We start from the raw sequence: 15,575 nt of genomic DNA, 5'->3' as shown, positions 1-15,575 counted from the left end.
CGCCACCCGTGAGTACTTGTTAACGCGCGGCGGTTAAGAAGTACTCACGGGACCGAAGGTCACGACCGCGGCGACGTCGTCGAGGGAGAGGTCCAGAACCCGGGCGACCGCGGCGATCGTGAAGAACGCGGGTGTGGCGATGCGTCCGGTCTCGATCTTGCGCAGGGTTTCGACGGAGATGCCCGCGTCGAGTGCGACCGTGACCATGCTCATGTCTCCCCGCGCGGATCGCAGCAGCTCACCCAGCCTCTGCCCGCGTTCGAGTTCCTCTGCTGTCAACGGCACACGCACCATGTGCCATATAGTAATACCGGTATAGAAATTGGATCCCGACGTGGAGGGTGAGCCGTGGTCGAGTTGAAGTCGGCGGCCGAGGTGCAGGCGATGCGCGCGGCGGGCCGGGTGGTGGCCGACGCCCTGGCCGCAGTGCGCGAGGCGGCCGCGATCGGGGTGACACTTCAGGGCCTCGATGCGGTGGCCGCGACGGTGATCCGCGACGCGGGGGCGGAGCCCGTGTTCCTGAACTATCACCCGAACTGGGCGCCCAGCCCGTTTCCCGGGGTCATCTGCGCGAGCGTGAACGATGCGGTGGTGCACGGCATTCCCGGCGAGTACCGACTCCGCGACGGTGACCTCGTCAGCATCGACTGCGGCGCCAGGCTCGCCGGCTGGTGCGGGGACGCCGCCGTGAGTTTCGTCGTGGGAACGGCCGACCCGGCCGACATCGCCCTCGTCGAGGCCACCGAAGCCGCTCTCGCGCACGGTATTGCGGCCGCCCGGCCGGGAAAACGGTTGGGAGACATCGGTGCCGCCATCGGACTGTTCGCGCGCGGCGCGGGGTACGGCATGCTCGCCGACCACGGCGGGCACGGCATCGGCAGGCAGATGCACGAAGATCCGCACGTGCCCAACGAGGGTCGCGTCGGGAAGGGGATGCTGTTGCGTCCCGGGATGGTGATCGCGATCGAACCCATGCTCATCGCCGACGGCACCGACGACTACCGGCACGAGGCCGACGGCTGGACGCTCCGCACGGCGACGGGCGCCCGTGCCGCGCACAGCGAGCACACCGTCGCCATCGGTGAGGACGGACCGGAAGTGTTGACGCGGTAGAACTTTCCTACGTCAGTGCTCGCACGTCCCACACCCACACGCCGTCGACCGGCTTCGCGGGTGCCCCGACGAGCTGCTGGACCGTTTCGCGCAGAACGCGATCGTTCTGGGTGTGCGGCAGGACCAGGACGTCGGCGTTCCAGAATTTCAGGTCCGCCAGTGCCTGGGCTTTCGTGGCCTCGTCGATGGCAGGCACCTGGCCGGACGACTGCGCGGACGCGAGCAGTAGGGCGGTGGGGCGGTCGTCGGGACCGTACTTACCCCTGTCCTCGCTGCCGGCCGGGCCGACGAAATACCCACCGGCGATGGGGAATGCGAGATCCTGCTCGGTCTGCCAGCGCAGCATCCGCGCGTTCTCCGGGGAGGGAAGCGGCACCGTGACGACGGAGCCGTCGGTGACGTACTCCCGCCACGTGCCGTCGGTGAAGAAGCTCGGTGCGGTATCGCGTTGGACGACGGCGAGCGGCGTGGGCGCCAGCGGAAGCAGCGCCACCGCGAGCCAGCCGACCCACAGCAGGGTGGTGGTCCGCTGGCCCTCTCGGGCGGACGCCAGGGCGCGGTCGGTGCCCAGCGCGAGCAGCAGGGCGGCGGCGGGCAGGCAGCCCATCGCGAAGCGCGATTCGAGTACGGATTCGAGGAGCGGCAGGTGTGAGATCAGCTTCCACGGCAGGGGAATTCCGGTGTCCCAGCCACCGATCGTCAGCGAAGTTCCGAGCGACAGGACGCCCATCACTGCGACGGTCGCGGCCGCGGCGCGAGCCAGCGGCATGCGCCACAGCCACAGGGCCGACAGGCCGAGGAGGATCAGCAGGGGCCAGCCGAAATACGCGTTCTCCTCGGTGGCGTTCATGCTGAACTCGGCGGACCCGGGCTCGCCTGCCAGCGAGGACGTCGGAAAGCTGGTGAACGCTTCGGTGTCGTTGCCGACGGGGCCGTGTTCGATCGCCCGGTAGCTGTCGGGCCCGAAGAACTGCCACCACAGGGGCACGGCGGCGATGGCCAGCGCGACGCCGCCGGCAATCGCGAAACCCTTGATGCTGCGCGTGACCGCCGTGAATGCCGCGCGCGGACGCGACGCCGCGAAGGCGGCACCGAAAACCGCGAACGCCAGCGCGTAGATAAGCAGGGGTTCTTCGCCGAGGAAGATCTGATAGGCGATCAGCAAGCCGAGGACGATGCCGTCGCGCACCGGGCGCGCACCGCTGCCCAGCCTGATCACGGCCAGCGCGATGAAGGGCAACAGGAACAGGGCGACGAAGTTGGGGTGCCCGTTGGTGTGCGAGATCAGGGCGGGGGCGAAACCGCACAGACCACCGCCGACGGCGGCCGCGAGTCGCGACGACACGACATGCCGCGAAAACACCCAATACCAGGCAATTGCCGTGCCCGACAGGCCAAGTGTGAGCGCGAGAGTGAAGGTGACGTTCGGTCCGAACAACAGCGTGACCGGCGCCAGCGGAATGCTGATGCCGAACATCGCCGTGTTGCCCATGAGATTGACGCCCAGCGGGTAGTTCTGCAGGTCGCTGGAGAGCGGATTGTCCAGATGGACCAGTGAGCGTGCGGCGACCGCGAAGAACCACTCCCACATCGTCTGGTCCTGGCCGCTGCGCACCAGATAGCCGGTCCCGAGGTGTTTCCACTGGCGGGCCAACACGAATGCCGCGAGGCCGACGTAGAAGACGACCGCCGCGACATCGGCCGGGTGCGGCCGGAGACGGGAGCGGAGAGGGCGAGCAGTGGTGCTGGTGCTCTCTGCCTGCCGAGTGGTCTCGACCTGGGTGAGTATCTCAGTCACGCAGCTGCGCCTCCGGTTCTCGGGTCGATGTCAATCGACCGAGGGTACCGGAGGTCGCTGAGAGCTTCCTTGGTTGCGATCTCGTGATTGTTGCGTGTATCACATCAAGTTGATTTGTGAACTTCTGATCAATACAAGGATATTCTCCTGCCCCACTGGTTACGCTCAGCATGCTTTTTCGTATCGGTTGCAGTGCACTCTGAATGGGGTCGGCATGACGGACATCAGCACATCTCGATTTGGGTACAAACGGTTTACACGCTCGGTGGCAGTCGCTGGCATCGCCGCGCTCGCCATGGTCATGGGCAATGGCACCGCGTCGGCCGGCGTGGACAATTCCAGTTCCGTGATCGATGCACAGGGAAATCGCATCGAAGTCGTGCAGGGCGACACGCAGTATCAGACAGTTCCGCCGCTGGACGGCGTACCCACCAGCGTGGAGTTCTTCCACAACGGTTACGCCGGGGTCGCCATCACCGGGCCGAACGCGGAAGAGTTCGAGGGAACTCAGCTCACCGTCGGCTATCAGATCGGTTACCCGGTCGCACTGGCCGGCGCGACGATCGTCCTGAACACGCCCGGACTCGGGTTCGCGATCGGGTCGAGCAACGGAATCGACCTGGGACTCCTCCCGGAGCTCTCGCTGGGTCTGAATGCCGGGACGAACGTCGAACTCGCCGGTGACATCATTCCGTCGCAGGAACTCGACATCGACCTGGAGCCCGGTGGAATCACCACCGTTCCGATCCTCGAGGGTCAGGAGTTCGACGGATCGGCCGCTGTGGTCAGGATGCAGGGAGTTCATGGCTCCATCTCCGGTGCTATCGGGCCGGTCACCATCCGTCCGTACGCAATGGCCGTGACGGAGAACGGTGACACCGTGATGACTTACGGTGTGCCGCAGAAGCTCAACTAGGCAGCCCGCCCGACAGGGTGCCTGACAGGGGTCGCCGGACTGATGTCCGGCGACCTTTGTCGACTGACATGGACGACGGCGTCGCCGGTGATCCATACGGCGGCGCCGAGCAAGGCGATTACGAAAAGCACCCAGTGCCCGGCGTAGACACCGACGATCGCTCCGATCGTCACGGCGAGTCCGGCATGCACGACCACCTCACCGCCGGCGGTGCCGAGGAGATAGTCTTCGGCACCGCTATCGGCACGTCGAGGCTCCACTGCATCCGGCATGACCGCTCCTCGCGACGACCCGACAATTCCCCTCGGGGCGCGGGAAATACCCGCCTCCCTGATTGGCTGCGGGGTTCCCGCGAGGTTGGCGCGATAAACGTGAACAGACCGATCAGTTTCGTGTGACGACCACGAACGGTCCGGTCTCCGACACCGTGAATCGGGGGTCGTCGAACAGTTCTTTCGGGAACGTGACGGTGTAGCGGCGCACGTTGGGATCGTTGGGATACACGTCCTCGGCGAGCCGCAAGGTGTACCCGTCGGGGCCCTGGCGGAACACGAACGCGTCGGGGGCGCGCCACGGCGCCGCGTCGAGTGCGGTCACCAGCTGGTCGGGCGTCTCGAGTTCGCTCCAGTCCGCGATGGTCCCGGCGCGTCCGGCGAAGTCCGCCAGGGGATTCGAGTAGTGCGACGTCAGCGCCTGGAACCCGAGGTAGGGATAGAAGCTGAGGAAACTGGTGTCGGCGGTGAGGACGACCGTGTCGTCGCGGTCGCGGGGGACCTGCGCCTGGATCAGCTCGTCGACTGCCGCGTAGTGAGCGGCGGCGCCGGGTGGGCGCTGGTCGGCGCGTTCACCGTTGCCGTCGGTGTCGGTGTAGGCGACGGCGATGTCGGAGTCGAGGAACTTGGGGATGTTCTGGACGAACGACAGCGCGCCCAGCACGCCGATCACCAGGACCGCCCCCTTGACCCGCGGGTTGTCGCTGGTCGCGAGCACGAGCCAGCCTGCGAATTCGACGAATCCGAAGACACCTGCTGCGCCGAGCAGGACGATCAGCACAGGCTCGAGTCGGAACGAGAGGAGGGTGCTGCCGAGCACGGTGACCGCCATCGACAGCAGCGACCACAGGTAGATGGCCACCACCCCGACGCCGAGTGCCTGCGCGCGCCGCGACGTCGACGCGCGGGCGACGAGCCAGATGGTGCCGAGCAGGCACAGTGCCCCGGTGAGGGAGAAGTGGATCATCGGCAGTGGCAGATGTGCGCCTGCCTCGGGCAGATAGTGCAGCGCTGTTCCCGACGCCGCGGGCGAACCGCCCACGACCTTCAGCAGATACGGCAACCAGACCGTCAGTGCGAGAAGGCCGGACACGGCGGCGATCACGATCAGCCGGACCAGCGGATCGATCGCCGCCCGCCACGACTTCCGGGCGCGTATCCGCAGGGTCGCGGCGAGCAGTGCGAGCAGGGTGATCGCGAAGGCGGCGAGCCCGAGATACAGCGTGTAGAACGTAGCGGCGAGGCCGAGGAACAGTCCGGTGCCGATCACGGCGCCCCAGCCGCCGCGCCCGTCGACGCGGTTCAGCCCGCCCCAGGCGAGGACGAGTGCGGGACCGATCAGCAGGGTGATGACGGCGCCGTACGGTTCGGGTGATCCGTAGGCCAGGACGAGTGCCGTGGTCGCGAGGGACACGACGATGGCCAGGTCGTGGCGGATCAGGTTGCTCCACAACACCAGTGCCACGACGGCTGCGACGGCGAGCGATCCGATGGCGTACGGCTTGAAGGCTTCCCAGCCGTCCATGCCGAGGAGGTTGGCGACGCGCCCGCCCACCCAGAACCAGCCGGCCGGGTAGTACGGCGGCAGGTCGGCATACGTCATGTCGCGCAACGCCGCCGAGTCGGTCAGCCGGGTGAGGTACTCGGTGCGGAACTCCTGGTCGACGGAGACGCCGTGCAGGTAGAGCTTGGTGGCTGCGAGAGGCAGACCGAGGGTGACGGTCACGAACCCGGACAGGCTCGCCCACGACAGCAGCCGGGCGAACCGCGGGGCCCGGTGCAGTCGTACGAGCAGGACGGACACCGCGATACCGGCGATGGCCACGACCTGGCCGACCGTGGTGACGGCCTGGGTCACGTTGGACGAGTTGAACGCCGGCCACTGCACCCGCGCGAACGCGAACAGTCCGACCGCCGCCACCACTGCGGCCGCGACGGCCCCCAGCAGCATTTCGACAGCTGTCGACAGGGACCGTCGGGCCGGTGCTACGTCTGCTTCCGTCACGAGGGCGAAGCTTAGATGGGCAGCTTCTTGAAGATCGGTCGCGGGATGTGCCGCAGGATCATCATCACGTAGCGGAAGGCGCCCGGCGCCCACACGAGATCCTTGCCCTTCTCCGCCGACGTGACGGCGAGCTTGGCCACGTCTTCCTTGTTCACGGTGAGCGGGGCTTCCTTCACGTCCGCGGACATGCGGGTGCGGACCTGGCCGGGACGGATGACGAGGACGCGCGGACCGAACTCGCGCAGCGCCTCACCGAGTCCGAGGTAGAAGCCGTCGAGTCCGGCCTTGGTGGATCCGTACACGAAGTTGGAGCGGCGCACGCGCTCGCCCGCGGCGGACGACATGGCGATGATCTGGCCGAAGCCCTGTGCCTTCATCTTCTCGCCCACGAGCACGCCCACCGACACCGCGGCCGTGTAGTTGACCTCGGCGATCTGGACGGCCTTGCGCTGGTTCTGCCACAGTTCCTCGGCGTCGCCGAGCAGGCCGAACGCGACGATGGCGACGTCGACGTCGCTCTTCGCCCACGCCTCGTCGATGACCTTCGGGTGGCTCTCGGTGTCGACGGCGTCGAAGTCGATGACGTCGACGGCGTTGGCGCCGGCCGCTTTCAACTGGGCGACGGCGGCATCGCGACCGGGATCACCCGGCAGCGCGGCGAGGATCACCCGCATCGGCGCCTTCTTCAGGTACTCCTCGCAGATCGCGAGACCGATCTCGGAGGTGCCACCGAGCAGCAGCAGAGTCTGGGGGTTCCCGACAGCGTTGATCACTAGAGTTCCAACCTTCTGGACATATCGGAGGCGAAGACATTGGTGGGGTCGTACTTGCGGCGGGTGGCGATCCACTCGTCGATCCGCGGGTACATGGCGTGGAAGGTCTCGGCGGTGGTCCGCGAGTCCTTGGCCGTGTAGAGGCGGCCGCCGAACTTCAGGACCCGCTTGTCGAGTTCGGTGACGAACTCGTTCAGGCCGGGCTTGATGCGGAAGTCGACGCAGATGTTCCAGCCCGGGATCGGGAAGCTCAGCGGGGCCTGGTTGCCCTCGCCGAACAGCTTGAACACGTTGAGGAACGAGTAGTGCCCCGACTTCTGGATGTCGCGGATGATGGCCTTGAACTCCTCGACCGCGGTGGTCGGCACCACGAACTGGTACTGCAGGAACCCGTTGGATCCGTAGGCGCGGTTCCACTCACCGAACATGTCGAGCGGGTGGTAGAACTGCGTCAAGTTCTGAACCTTGTCGCGGTAGGTGCCGGACTTCCGGAACCACAGCTCGCCGATCATCGAGAAGTTGAACTTGTTGGCAAGGCCGTTCGGGAAGACGTCCGGGAACGTCAGCAGCTGCGGGGCATCGAACGCGAGGGGGTTCTTCTGCAGCTTGGCCGGCAACTGGTCGAGCTTCGCGAGCGAACCGCGGGAGATCGCCGCGCGACCCAGCTTCGGTGGCGCCGCGATGGCGTCGAACCAGGCGCTCGAGTACTCGTAGTTGGATTCGCTGCCGTCGCTGTGCAGCGCGATGGTCTCGTCGAGCGTCTGGGTGACGTCGCCGTCGGCGATGAAGTACGCCGTCTCGGTGGGCGTCATCTTGATGGTCGCCTTGAGGATGATGCCCGTCAGGCCCATGCCGCCGATCGTCGCCCAGAACAGCGCGCCCCTGGGGTCGTTGCGGCCGCCCTTCGGCGTCAGCGTGCGCACCTTGCCGTCGGCGGTGAGCAGGTCCAGCGACACCACATGGTTGCCGAAGCTGCCGGCGCTGTGATGGTTCTTGCCGTGGATGTCGGAGCCGATCGCGCCGCCGATGGTGACCTGCCGGGTGCCCGGCAGCACCGGAACCCACAGACCGAACGGCAGGGCCGCCTTCATCAGCTGGTCCAGGTTGACGCCGGCGTCGACCTCCACCAGGTGGGTGTCGCGGTCGATGCGGTGGATCCGGTTCAGCGCATTCATGTCGATGACCAGGCCACCGGCGTTCTGCGCCGGGTCGCCGTAGGAGCGGCCGAGGCCGCGGGCGATCACCCCACGCTGCAGGTGAGCGGGCTTCGACTCGTTCTGCTCCGCGACCTGGGCGACCGCTCGCGCGATCACTTCCACGTCGGGAGTGGACAGCACCTGCGCGGTGGTGGGCGCGGTGCGTCCCCAGCCGGTGAGGGTGCGGGTCTGTGTGGGGAGCGCCTGGGTGGGCGTCTCTTCTGCTGTCGTGGACATCGAGGTAGAGGGTACCCGGAGGCCGGCCCCGCGGGCCCGTGCGTGCTTATCCACCGCACGCGGTCGACAAGTACTCACGGGGCGCTAGCCTCGTCGTCGTGTCAGAAACCCAGCCGAGTCACGAGCACGAACCGCACGTTCCGCTCCCCGTCGAGATCCCCGTCACCGAGAACATCGCGGACGACGCACTGGACCTGAAGACGCAGATCATCCGTTTCGTCCTGACCGGCGGATTGTCGGCGATCGTCGACTTCGGCCTGTACGTCCTGCTGTTCGAAGTGGTCGGGCTCCCCGTGAACGTGGCGAAGTCGATCAGCTTCATCGCGGGCACCACCACCGCGTACCTGATCAACCGCCGGTGGACGTTCAAGGCCGAACCGAGCCGTGCCCGCTTCGTGGCCGTCGTCATCCTCTACGCGGTCACGTTCGCCGTGCAGGTGGGCCTCAACTGGGTGATGTATCACGCTTTCCCCGACGAATGGTGGCGTCTGCCGCTTGCGTTCGTCATCGCCCAGGGCACGGCGACGGTCATCAATTTCGTCGTGCAGCGCGCGGTGATCTTCAAGATCCACTAGCGCCTGCCGGGCAACCACACGGCAATGCCCCGATGGGTGCTGCGATGACCCCGATCCGGGTGTTTGGGTAACGACTCAGCAACTTCTCTGGCGCGGCAGGCGCGTTCGGTGAGAATCGATCAATGCTGATTGTTCTCGACACCTCGGCCGTCACACGAGACGCGCGCTTCGAGACGTTCGTCCGCGACGCCCTCGACCACGGCGGCCGGGTGCTCGTTCCCCGCCTCGTCCTCGTCGAGGTAGCGCACCGGTACCAGCGGGAATCCGTCGCCATGATCGACGCCCTGACCGTCCAGGCGCGGATGTACGACCGGCTCGGGCTCCGGGAGGACCTGTCGGTCTTCGTGGACGCCGCCCGGGCCAAGGCCGACGGGTACGTCGACTCGCTCGCCCGGCAGCTGGAGGCGATGGGCTGCGACGTGATCGAGCCGGCCCACGTATCGCACCTCGACATCGCCGGTCGCGAGTTGCAGCGTCGTCGCCCGTACGTGGACAAGAAGCGGCACGGCTACACCGCCACGGTGAACTGGCTGACGGTCCTGGACATCGCCGATCGCCGCCCGTCCGAGGACGTGGTGTGGGTCAGTGCGAACTCCCGGGCGTTCGGCAGCGGCGAACCCTCGACGTGGCACGACGAAATCTGGGCCGAGCTGCAGGACCGCGGCCTCGAGAACCGGGTGCGGTGGGTGGTCGATCTCGACGACGTCGATCTCCGGGACACGGACGTGCCTCGCCGCGAGCGGGTCTTCGAACCGGTCCTGCCGCCGCCGCCCGCGATCGCGGTGCCGGCTCCGCTCCCGCCCCGGCCTCCCCTCCCGCCCCGGGCACCCGTAGCGACTCCCGACACCGTCGAACCCCCGGCCGCGACGCTTCCCCCCGTGCACGTGGCACGACCCCGGGTGGCGCCGCAGCGGATCCTGCCCTCGGGCAGCGCGGACACCGGCGGGCGTCGCGGCATCGGCAGGATGATGGGCGGGCGAAAGCGCAAGGTCACCGTGGTGGACGAGCTCGACGAGCTCGATTTCGGCTGAGTCGACCCCTCGATGGCCCACTTGCCACGCCTGCGATAACGATTCGGGCAAAGGGGATAACGACTTGGGGCCGAAGCCACCATGAGTGACACACGACCGCGGCGGGTACTCCAAGGTTGAAGTTACGTATCCGTCAACGGCGACGGGTACCGGCGACCAGGGGAGAAGGCATGAAATCTGTGCCGAACGACCGCAAGCCGTCCGCGCAGCAGCGGAGCGGGACACCGATCGTCCAGTACCGTTCGGGGGCGAGGCTCGCGGGGCCGAGTATCGAATCCCAGGTTCTCTACCAGGCGTGCAGGTGGTTTCTCCGGCCTGTGGTGCGGATGGCCCCGATCAACGAATCGGCGATTCGCAGGGCCGCGTTGCTGGACTTGGCGGCGGGGATCCGTCCCGCGTCCGGAATTCGCCGACAGAAGGTGCGACTGCCCGGATTCGACGCGGAGATCGTGCGCGCGCCGGGGGTGTCTCCGGATCTGGGTGACGGTGTAGTCCTCTACCTGCACGGCGGCGGGTTCCTGTGTTGCGGGCTGAACACGCATCGGCCGGTGGTCGCGACGATCGCGAAGCTGACCGGGCTGCCGGTGATGCACGTCGGCTACCGGCAACTGCCCGACACGAACATCAGCGGTTCGGTCGACGACTGCCTGACGGCGTACAAGTGGTTGCTGGAGAACGGAGCCCGCGCGGGCGGGACGGTGTTCGCCGGCGACTCGGCCGGCGGGTTCCTCGTCTTCGCGACCGCGCTGAAGGCCCGCGAGGAGGGCGTCGATCTGCCCGCCGGCCTGGTCGGACTGTCGCCGCTGCTGGACCTGGACTGCGCCGACAAGCTGGTGCACGCCAACGCCGCCCGCGACGTGTTCGCGCCCGTGGAGGCGCTCGTCACCATCGGCAAGCTCGGCGGCGAGGTGGACGGCGTGCTCGACCCCGCGCTGTCGCCCGTGAACGGGACTCTCGAGGGTCTGCCGCCTGCGCTGCTGGTCGCTGCGGAAGGTGAGGTGCTGAGGTCGGATTCGGAGCTGATGGCGTATCGGCTGAGCGCTGCGGGTGTTCCGACGACGCTGCAGATCTGGGACGGCCAGGTGCACGCGTTCCCGGCGTTGTGGCCCGGTCTGCCGGAAAGCCGTGCGGTGCTTCGGCGTATCGCGCGTTTCGTCACGACACGCGTGCGACCGGACGACGGTGTCGCCCGGGACAAGACCGCCTGACTACCGCGGCGGGCCTTTCTCGAGCACGATCGTCGTCGATCGCTGTTGTCCACTCTCGTCGAACCAGCGCACCGCGACCTCGTCGCCGGGGTGCCGCGCGATCATGCGTTCGCTGAGATCGTCCGAGGACCGGACGGGTGTTCCGTCGAATTCGGTGATGACGTCTCCGATCTCGATGCCGGCGTCGTCGGCGGGGGTGCCGATGCTGACCCAGAGCACTTCGGCGCCCCGATCGTCGTCGGTGACGCTGATCCCGAGGAGAGGGGTGTCGCCGATGTGCACGGTGGCGGACGTGGTTCCGGCGCGGACCTGATCGACGATCGTCATCGCGATGTCGATGGGCACCGCATACGATCTCGGCTGAATGGGAGCGGGTTTCGTGGGGTCGGAGTCGGCGTTGCCCGCGGTGTTGACGCCGATGACGGCGGCGGTGGCGTCGACGAGGGGGCCGCCGGAGTCGCCGGGACGTACGGCCGCGTCGATCTGGATCAGCCCGTTCAGCCGGTTCCGGGAACCGTCGGTGGAACTGCGGGCGGTGATCGTCTGCTCGACGTCGGTCACGAACCCGCGGGCCGCCACCGGAACCCCGCCTCCCTCCGCGTTACCCACCGCGGTCACCGGGTCGCCGATTCCGATGGCGGTGTCCTTCGCGAGGGTCGCCACCGGGAGGTCGCCCGCGCCCTGGAGCCGGAGTACCGCGACATCGCGGGAACTGTCGTACCCGAGGACGTCCGCGACGTACTCCGCACCGCTGCCCAGGCTCACCGCGCTGATGTCGAGGGCGCCGTCGATCACGTGATGGTTGGTGAGGACGACGCCGTCGGGGGTGAGCACGATCCCCGTTCCCGCGGTTTCGACGAGGCCCGAATCCGCGACGAGCGTGACGATCGCCGGGATCGCCCTGGCCTCGACCTCCTCCGGGGTCAGGACCACGGGCGGCGGCGGAGGAGGCGCTGCGGGCTGAGCGACCGTCGCCGCGGGCGTCCCCGGTTCGCGGACCGGTGGTGCGCTCAGCAGCAGGCTGCCGATCACCGCCGTGGCCACGGCGAGGACCGTTGCGACGCGGGGGGTCGTCATGCCCGGTTGTCGTCGTCGCGGAGTCGGTTCAGGACTGTTTCAGCGATCCCCAGCCGTGCCAGGTGTCGATCTCGATCCAGGCGCTGACCCGTTTGCGGTCGCGGACGGGGTACGGCTTGCCGGTGTAATGCGTCGCGAGGCGGTCGATGTCGGCGAGTTCTTCGTCGTCCACGAACTCGGCCACCCGGCCCTGGACGCTGACGTGGGTGATCCAGTCGTCGGGGTCCATCGCGGTGAGGCTGACGCGGGGGTCGCCGCGCAGGTAGTCCAGGCGTCGACGCTCGGCGTCCATGTTGACCAGCACCCTGCCGTCCTCGAACAGGTACCAGGTGGCCACGGACACGGGCTGGCCGTCGGGTCGGACGCAGGCGATGGTGGCGTAATTGGGCCGAGCGAACATCTCGGCGGCTTTCGGTGTCAGAGGTGGCTTCGACATGTCCGAAAGATACTCCTAGCGCCGGTCCCGGAACCGGGGTTCGCGCTTGTCCTTCCGCGCGGCGGTGGCCTCCTCGAAGTTGTCGGTCAGCAGCCGCACCAGCAGCTGCCCGAGTCCCTCCTGGTGGATGTGGGCTTCGAGTGAGGCGGCGTCGAGCCCGGACCACAGCGTGCGCTTCGTCAGTTCCAGGCCCGGCCGGGAGAACCGCGACATGCGCTCGGCGAGGTCGAAGCATTCGTCCAGGAGGTCCTCGCCGGGCACGCACCGCGACACGAGTCCGATCCGCTCGGCCTCGTCGGCGTGCACGTCGCGACCGGACAGCATGATCTCGAACGCCCGGGACGAGCCGATCGCCCGGGGCAGCAGGTAGCTCAGGCCCAGTTCGCTCGCGGTCAGGCCGTTGTTGATTCCCGCCGCCCGGAAGTAGGCGTCGTCTGCCGCGATCCGGATGTCGGAGGCGAGCGCCAGGCACAGGCCGCCGCCGATGGCCGCGCCGTTGACTGCGCTGATCACCGGCTGGTGCATCCGGCGGAGCGAGAGCACCACGTTGTCGAGCATCTCCATGGCCCGCAGGGCGACGGTCGGCGGGGTGAGGCCGTCGACGTGGGGGAGCGTGCCCGCGGATCTCTGGTCGGCGCCGGAGCAGAAGCCGCGGCCTGCGCCGGTGATCACCACCGCGCGCACCGCGTTGTCGTTGCTGATCTCCTCGAGTGCGTCGCGGAACGGGATCATCACGTCGAACGCCATCGCATTCATGCGTTCCGGGCGGTTGAGCGTTACGAGGGCGATGCCCGGCCGGGGGTGGTCGACGACGACGAAGTTCACGCACTCGATACTAGAACACGTTTCAATTCTGTGGATCGATTTGTGGTCGCGGACGCCCGGGGGCGACCGTGCGCGCGAGGATGCCCAGCGTCGCGCGCAGGGCATTCTCGGAAATCACCGGGAAGATCCCGGAATCGCGCCACACCGGGTCGATGGACGACCAGTCGTAGAACGAGGTCACCATCGTTCCCTCGTCGATCGGCTCGAGCCGGTACCCGTACACGTGCCCGATCTGCGGCCGGATCTGGCCGAGAACCTTCCAGGAGATCTCCCGGTCGGGCACGAACGTCTCGATCGTCACCGTCACGTCGTAGAGACCGAGGTCGAAGTCGTTCAACGCGTCGCGGTCCATGTGCACGACGAACGTGTCGCCCGCCGCCGTGACGCGGTCCCCTTCCGCGGACATCAGCATCCCGGAACTGTCGATCGCCACGTGTCCCACGGGATCGCAGAGGAGGCCGAAGATCGTCGCCGGGTCCGCGGCGACAGCCCGCCGGACCTCCAACCGCTCGCCGGTGTCAGTTGTCATGTCCGCATCCTGCCACCCCATGTGAGTGCCATCGAGTGCTCGGGCACGCAAAAACACTCACATGGGGTAGGTGGGCAGCACTCCGGCGTCCAGGGCCTGCTTCAGAGACGGTGCGGCCGAATCCTTCTCGGACAGCTGGAACGTCAGCGGGCTGCCGTCCCGGCCCACCGTGGGCCAATCGATTCCCAGTTCGGGATCGAGTGGGTGGAGGTCGTGGTCGAGGGCGGGGGTGTACTCGATCGAGCACAGGTACATCACGGTCGACGCGTCCTCGAGGGACAGGATCGCGTGGCCGACACCGGCCGGAAGGTAGATCGCACGGCGGTCGACGTCGTCGATGAGCACCGAATCCCACTGCCCGAACATCGGCGACCCGACGCGCAGGTCGACGATGACGTCGAGGAACGCACCCTTGACGCAGGTGACGTATTTCGCCTGCCCGGGCGGGTTGTCGGTGAAGTGGATGCCGCGCAGGACACCGGCGGCGGACACCGAGCAGTTGGCCTGCGCGAGTTCGAGGCTGTGCCCGACGGCGGCCTCGAACTCCGAGCCCTTGAACCATTCGAGGAACACGCCGCGGTCGTCGCCGAACTGCCGCGGGGTGATCTCCCAGGCGCCCGGAACCTTCAGTTCCCGATACTCCACGTCACCAGTCCTTGCCGCGTTCGAGAAGTTCGAGGAGGTAGTCCCCGTATCCGGACTTGCCGAGAGTGTCGGCGCGGGCGCACAATTCGGCGTCGGTGATGAACCCGCGGCGCCACGCGACCTCTTCCGGAACGCCGATCTTCAGCCCCTGCCGGTGTTCGAGCGTGCGCACGAAGTTCGCCGCCTCGAGCAGCGAATCGACGGTGCCGGTGTCGAGCCAGGCGGTTCCGCGGGGAAGCACCTCGACCTGTAGCCGTCCGGCCTGCAGGTACGCCTGGTTGACGTCGGTGATCTCGTACTCGCCGCGGTCCGACGGCCTCAGGTCGCGCGCGATCGACACGACGTCGTTGTCGTAGAAATACAGCCCGGGGATCGAGAAGTTCGACTTCGGGGTGGCAGGCTTCTCCTCGATCGACATCGCCCGGCCCGTGTCGTCGAATTCGACCACACCGTAGGAACTGGGATCGGATACCCAGTAGGCGAACACGGCGCCGCCGTCGATGTTCTCGAAGCGGTTCAGCCGGGAACCGAGTCCGGGGCCGTAGAAGATGTTGTCGCCGAGGACGAGGGACACGGACTCGTTGCCGATGTGGTCGGCGCCGAGCACGAACGCCTGCGCCAGGCCGTTCGGTTCCTCCTGCACCTTGTACGTGAGGTTCACCCCGAACTGGGAGCCGTCGCCGAGGAGCCGGCGGAACTGCTCCGCGTCGTGCGGGGTGGTGATGACGAGGATGTCCCGGATGTTGGCCAGCATCAGGGTGGAGAGCGGGTAGTAGATCATCGGCTTGTCGTAGACCGGGACCAGTTGCTTGCTCACTCCGAGAGTGATCGGGTGCAACCGGGACCCGGTACCGCCTGCCAGGATGATTCCGCGCATGTGCGCAGTGTTCCAGTGTTCGCGTCGGATAGAAACTCGGGCGCGCCACTAGGGTGGGTGCA

General features: G+C 67.5%; 17 protein-coding genes. 5 read left to right on the top strand and 12 right to left on the bottom strand.

Annotation, left to right across the window (positions count from 1 at the left end; all coding sequences use genetic code 11):
* Positions 1-33: 33 nt before the first annotated feature.
* Positions 34-294 carry a helix-turn-helix domain-containing protein gene (locus QM693_RS23740; protein ID WP_005572349.1) on the bottom strand — a complete coding sequence of 87 codons (261 nt, stop codon included), beginning with the start codon at positions 292-294 and terminating at the stop codon, positions 34-36.
* Between the two features lie 54 nt (positions 295-348).
* Here QM693_RS23740 and map point away from each other — a divergent pair, with 54 nt between their 5' ends.
* Positions 349-1,113 carry a type I methionyl aminopeptidase gene (map, locus tag QM693_RS23735; RefSeq protein WP_283332645.1) on the top strand — a complete coding sequence of 255 codons (765 nt, stop codon included), beginning with the start codon at positions 349-351 and terminating at the stop codon, positions 1,111-1,113.
* A 7-nt stretch (positions 1,114-1,120) separates the two neighbouring features.
* Here the strand turns inward: map and QM693_RS23730 are convergent, their stop codons facing one another.
* Positions 1,121-2,911, bottom strand: coding sequence for a glycosyltransferase family protein (locus QM693_RS23730; protein ID WP_283353596.1), 1,791 nt, complete (start codon positions 2,909-2,911; stop codon positions 1,121-1,123).
* A 214-nt stretch (positions 2,912-3,125) separates the two neighbouring features.
* Here QM693_RS23730 and QM693_RS23725 point away from each other — a divergent pair, with 214 nt between their 5' ends.
* Entirely contained in the window at positions 3,126-3,827 is a 702-nt protein-coding gene (locus QM693_RS23725; protein ID WP_280781868.1) for an MspA family porin, read from the top strand.
* On the opposite strand, the gene QM693_RS23720 is transcribed toward QM693_RS23725, so the two are convergent.
* The 4 genes from QM693_RS23720 to dprE1 form a co-directional block, all read right to left on the bottom strand.
* Positions 3,824-4,099 (bottom strand): hypothetical protein, encoded by a 276-nt coding sequence (locus tag QM693_RS23720; protein WP_283332647.1) that lies wholly within the window; start codon positions 4,097-4,099, stop codon positions 3,824-3,826. The genes QM693_RS23725 and QM693_RS23720 overlap by 4 nt on opposite strands.
* A gap of 112 nt (positions 4,100-4,211) precedes the next feature.
* Entirely contained in the window at positions 4,212-6,104 is a 1,893-nt protein-coding gene (locus QM693_RS23715) for a galactan 5-O-arabinofuranosyltransferase (protein WP_283353595.1), read from the bottom strand.
* A gap of 11 nt (positions 6,105-6,115) precedes the next feature.
* Positions 6,116-6,877: a decaprenylphospho-beta-D-erythro-pentofuranosid-2-ulose 2-reductase gene (gene dprE2, locus QM693_RS23710; RefSeq protein WP_005248822.1), complete on the bottom strand. Its 762-nt coding sequence runs from the start codon at positions 6,875-6,877 to the stop codon at positions 6,116-6,118.
* The gene (dprE1, locus tag QM693_RS23705; protein WP_280781865.1) at positions 6,877-8,310 is read right to left on the bottom strand and encodes a decaprenylphosphoryl-beta-D-ribose oxidase; all 1,434 of its coding nucleotides are present in this window, start codon (positions 8,308-8,310) and stop codon (positions 6,877-6,879) included. Before dprE1 ends, dprE2 begins: the two co-directional genes overlap by 1 nt.
* Positions 8,311-8,408: 98 nt before the next feature.
* On the opposite strand from dprE1, the gene QM693_RS23700 reads away from it, so the two are divergent.
* From QM693_RS23700 to QM693_RS23690, 3 genes are all read left to right on the top strand, one after another.
* Positions 8,409-8,885, top strand: a complete 477-nt coding sequence (locus tag QM693_RS23700) for a GtrA family protein (protein WP_009477153.1) — start codon at positions 8,409-8,411, stop codon at positions 8,883-8,885.
* 122 nt (positions 8,886-9,007) lie between these two features.
* Positions 9,008-9,916, top strand: a complete 909-nt coding sequence (locus QM693_RS23695; protein ID WP_283353594.1) for a PIN domain-containing protein — start codon at positions 9,008-9,010, stop codon at positions 9,914-9,916.
* 170 nt (positions 9,917-10,086) lie between these two features.
* Complete coding sequence (locus QM693_RS23690) at positions 10,087-11,124, top strand: alpha/beta hydrolase (protein ID WP_105414014.1); 1,038 nt, start codon at positions 10,087-10,089, stop codon at positions 11,122-11,124.
* Here QM693_RS23690 and QM693_RS23685 read toward each other — a convergent pair whose 3' ends face one another.
* From QM693_RS23685 to rfbA, 6 genes are read right to left on the bottom strand one after another with little or no spacing between them, the layout of a single operon-like run.
* Complete coding sequence (locus tag QM693_RS23685) at positions 11,125-12,201, bottom strand: S1C family serine protease (protein WP_283353593.1); 1,077 nt, start codon at positions 12,199-12,201, stop codon at positions 11,125-11,127.
* A gap of 28 nt (positions 12,202-12,229) precedes the next feature.
* Positions 12,230-12,637: a TIGR03618 family F420-dependent PPOX class oxidoreductase gene (locus tag QM693_RS23680; protein ID WP_105414012.1), complete on the bottom strand. Its 408-nt coding sequence runs from the start codon at positions 12,635-12,637 to the stop codon at positions 12,230-12,232.
* Between the two features lie 15 nt (positions 12,638-12,652).
* Positions 12,653-13,462 carry an enoyl-CoA hydratase gene (locus QM693_RS23675; protein ID WP_009477166.1) on the bottom strand — a complete coding sequence of 270 codons (810 nt, stop codon included), beginning with the start codon at positions 13,460-13,462 and terminating at the stop codon, positions 12,653-12,655.
* A gap of 22 nt (positions 13,463-13,484) precedes the next feature.
* On the bottom strand, positions 13,485-13,991 hold the full coding sequence (locus QM693_RS23670) for an SRPBCC family protein (RefSeq protein ID WP_283353592.1): 507 nt from the start codon (positions 13,989-13,991) through the stop codon (positions 13,485-13,487).
* Between the two features lie 57 nt (positions 13,992-14,048).
* On the bottom strand, positions 14,049-14,636 hold the full coding sequence (locus tag QM693_RS23665) for a dTDP-4-dehydrorhamnose 3,5-epimerase family protein (protein ID WP_283353591.1): 588 nt from the start codon (positions 14,634-14,636) through the stop codon (positions 14,049-14,051).
* Between the two features lies 1 nt (position 14,637).
* Positions 14,638-15,513, bottom strand: a complete 876-nt coding sequence (gene rfbA / locus QM693_RS23660; RefSeq protein ID WP_283353590.1) for a glucose-1-phosphate thymidylyltransferase RfbA — start codon at positions 15,511-15,513, stop codon at positions 14,638-14,640.
* Positions 15,514-15,575 lie beyond the last annotated feature (62 nt).

This window comes from Rhodococcus sp. IEGM 1305 (assembly GCF_030058635.1).
In the GTDB taxonomy this organism is placed as follows: domain Bacteria; phylum Actinomycetota; class Actinomycetes; order Mycobacteriales; family Mycobacteriaceae; genus Rhodococcus_F; species Rhodococcus_F opacus_D.
This window is presented reverse-complemented; position numbering and strand designations above follow the sequence as displayed.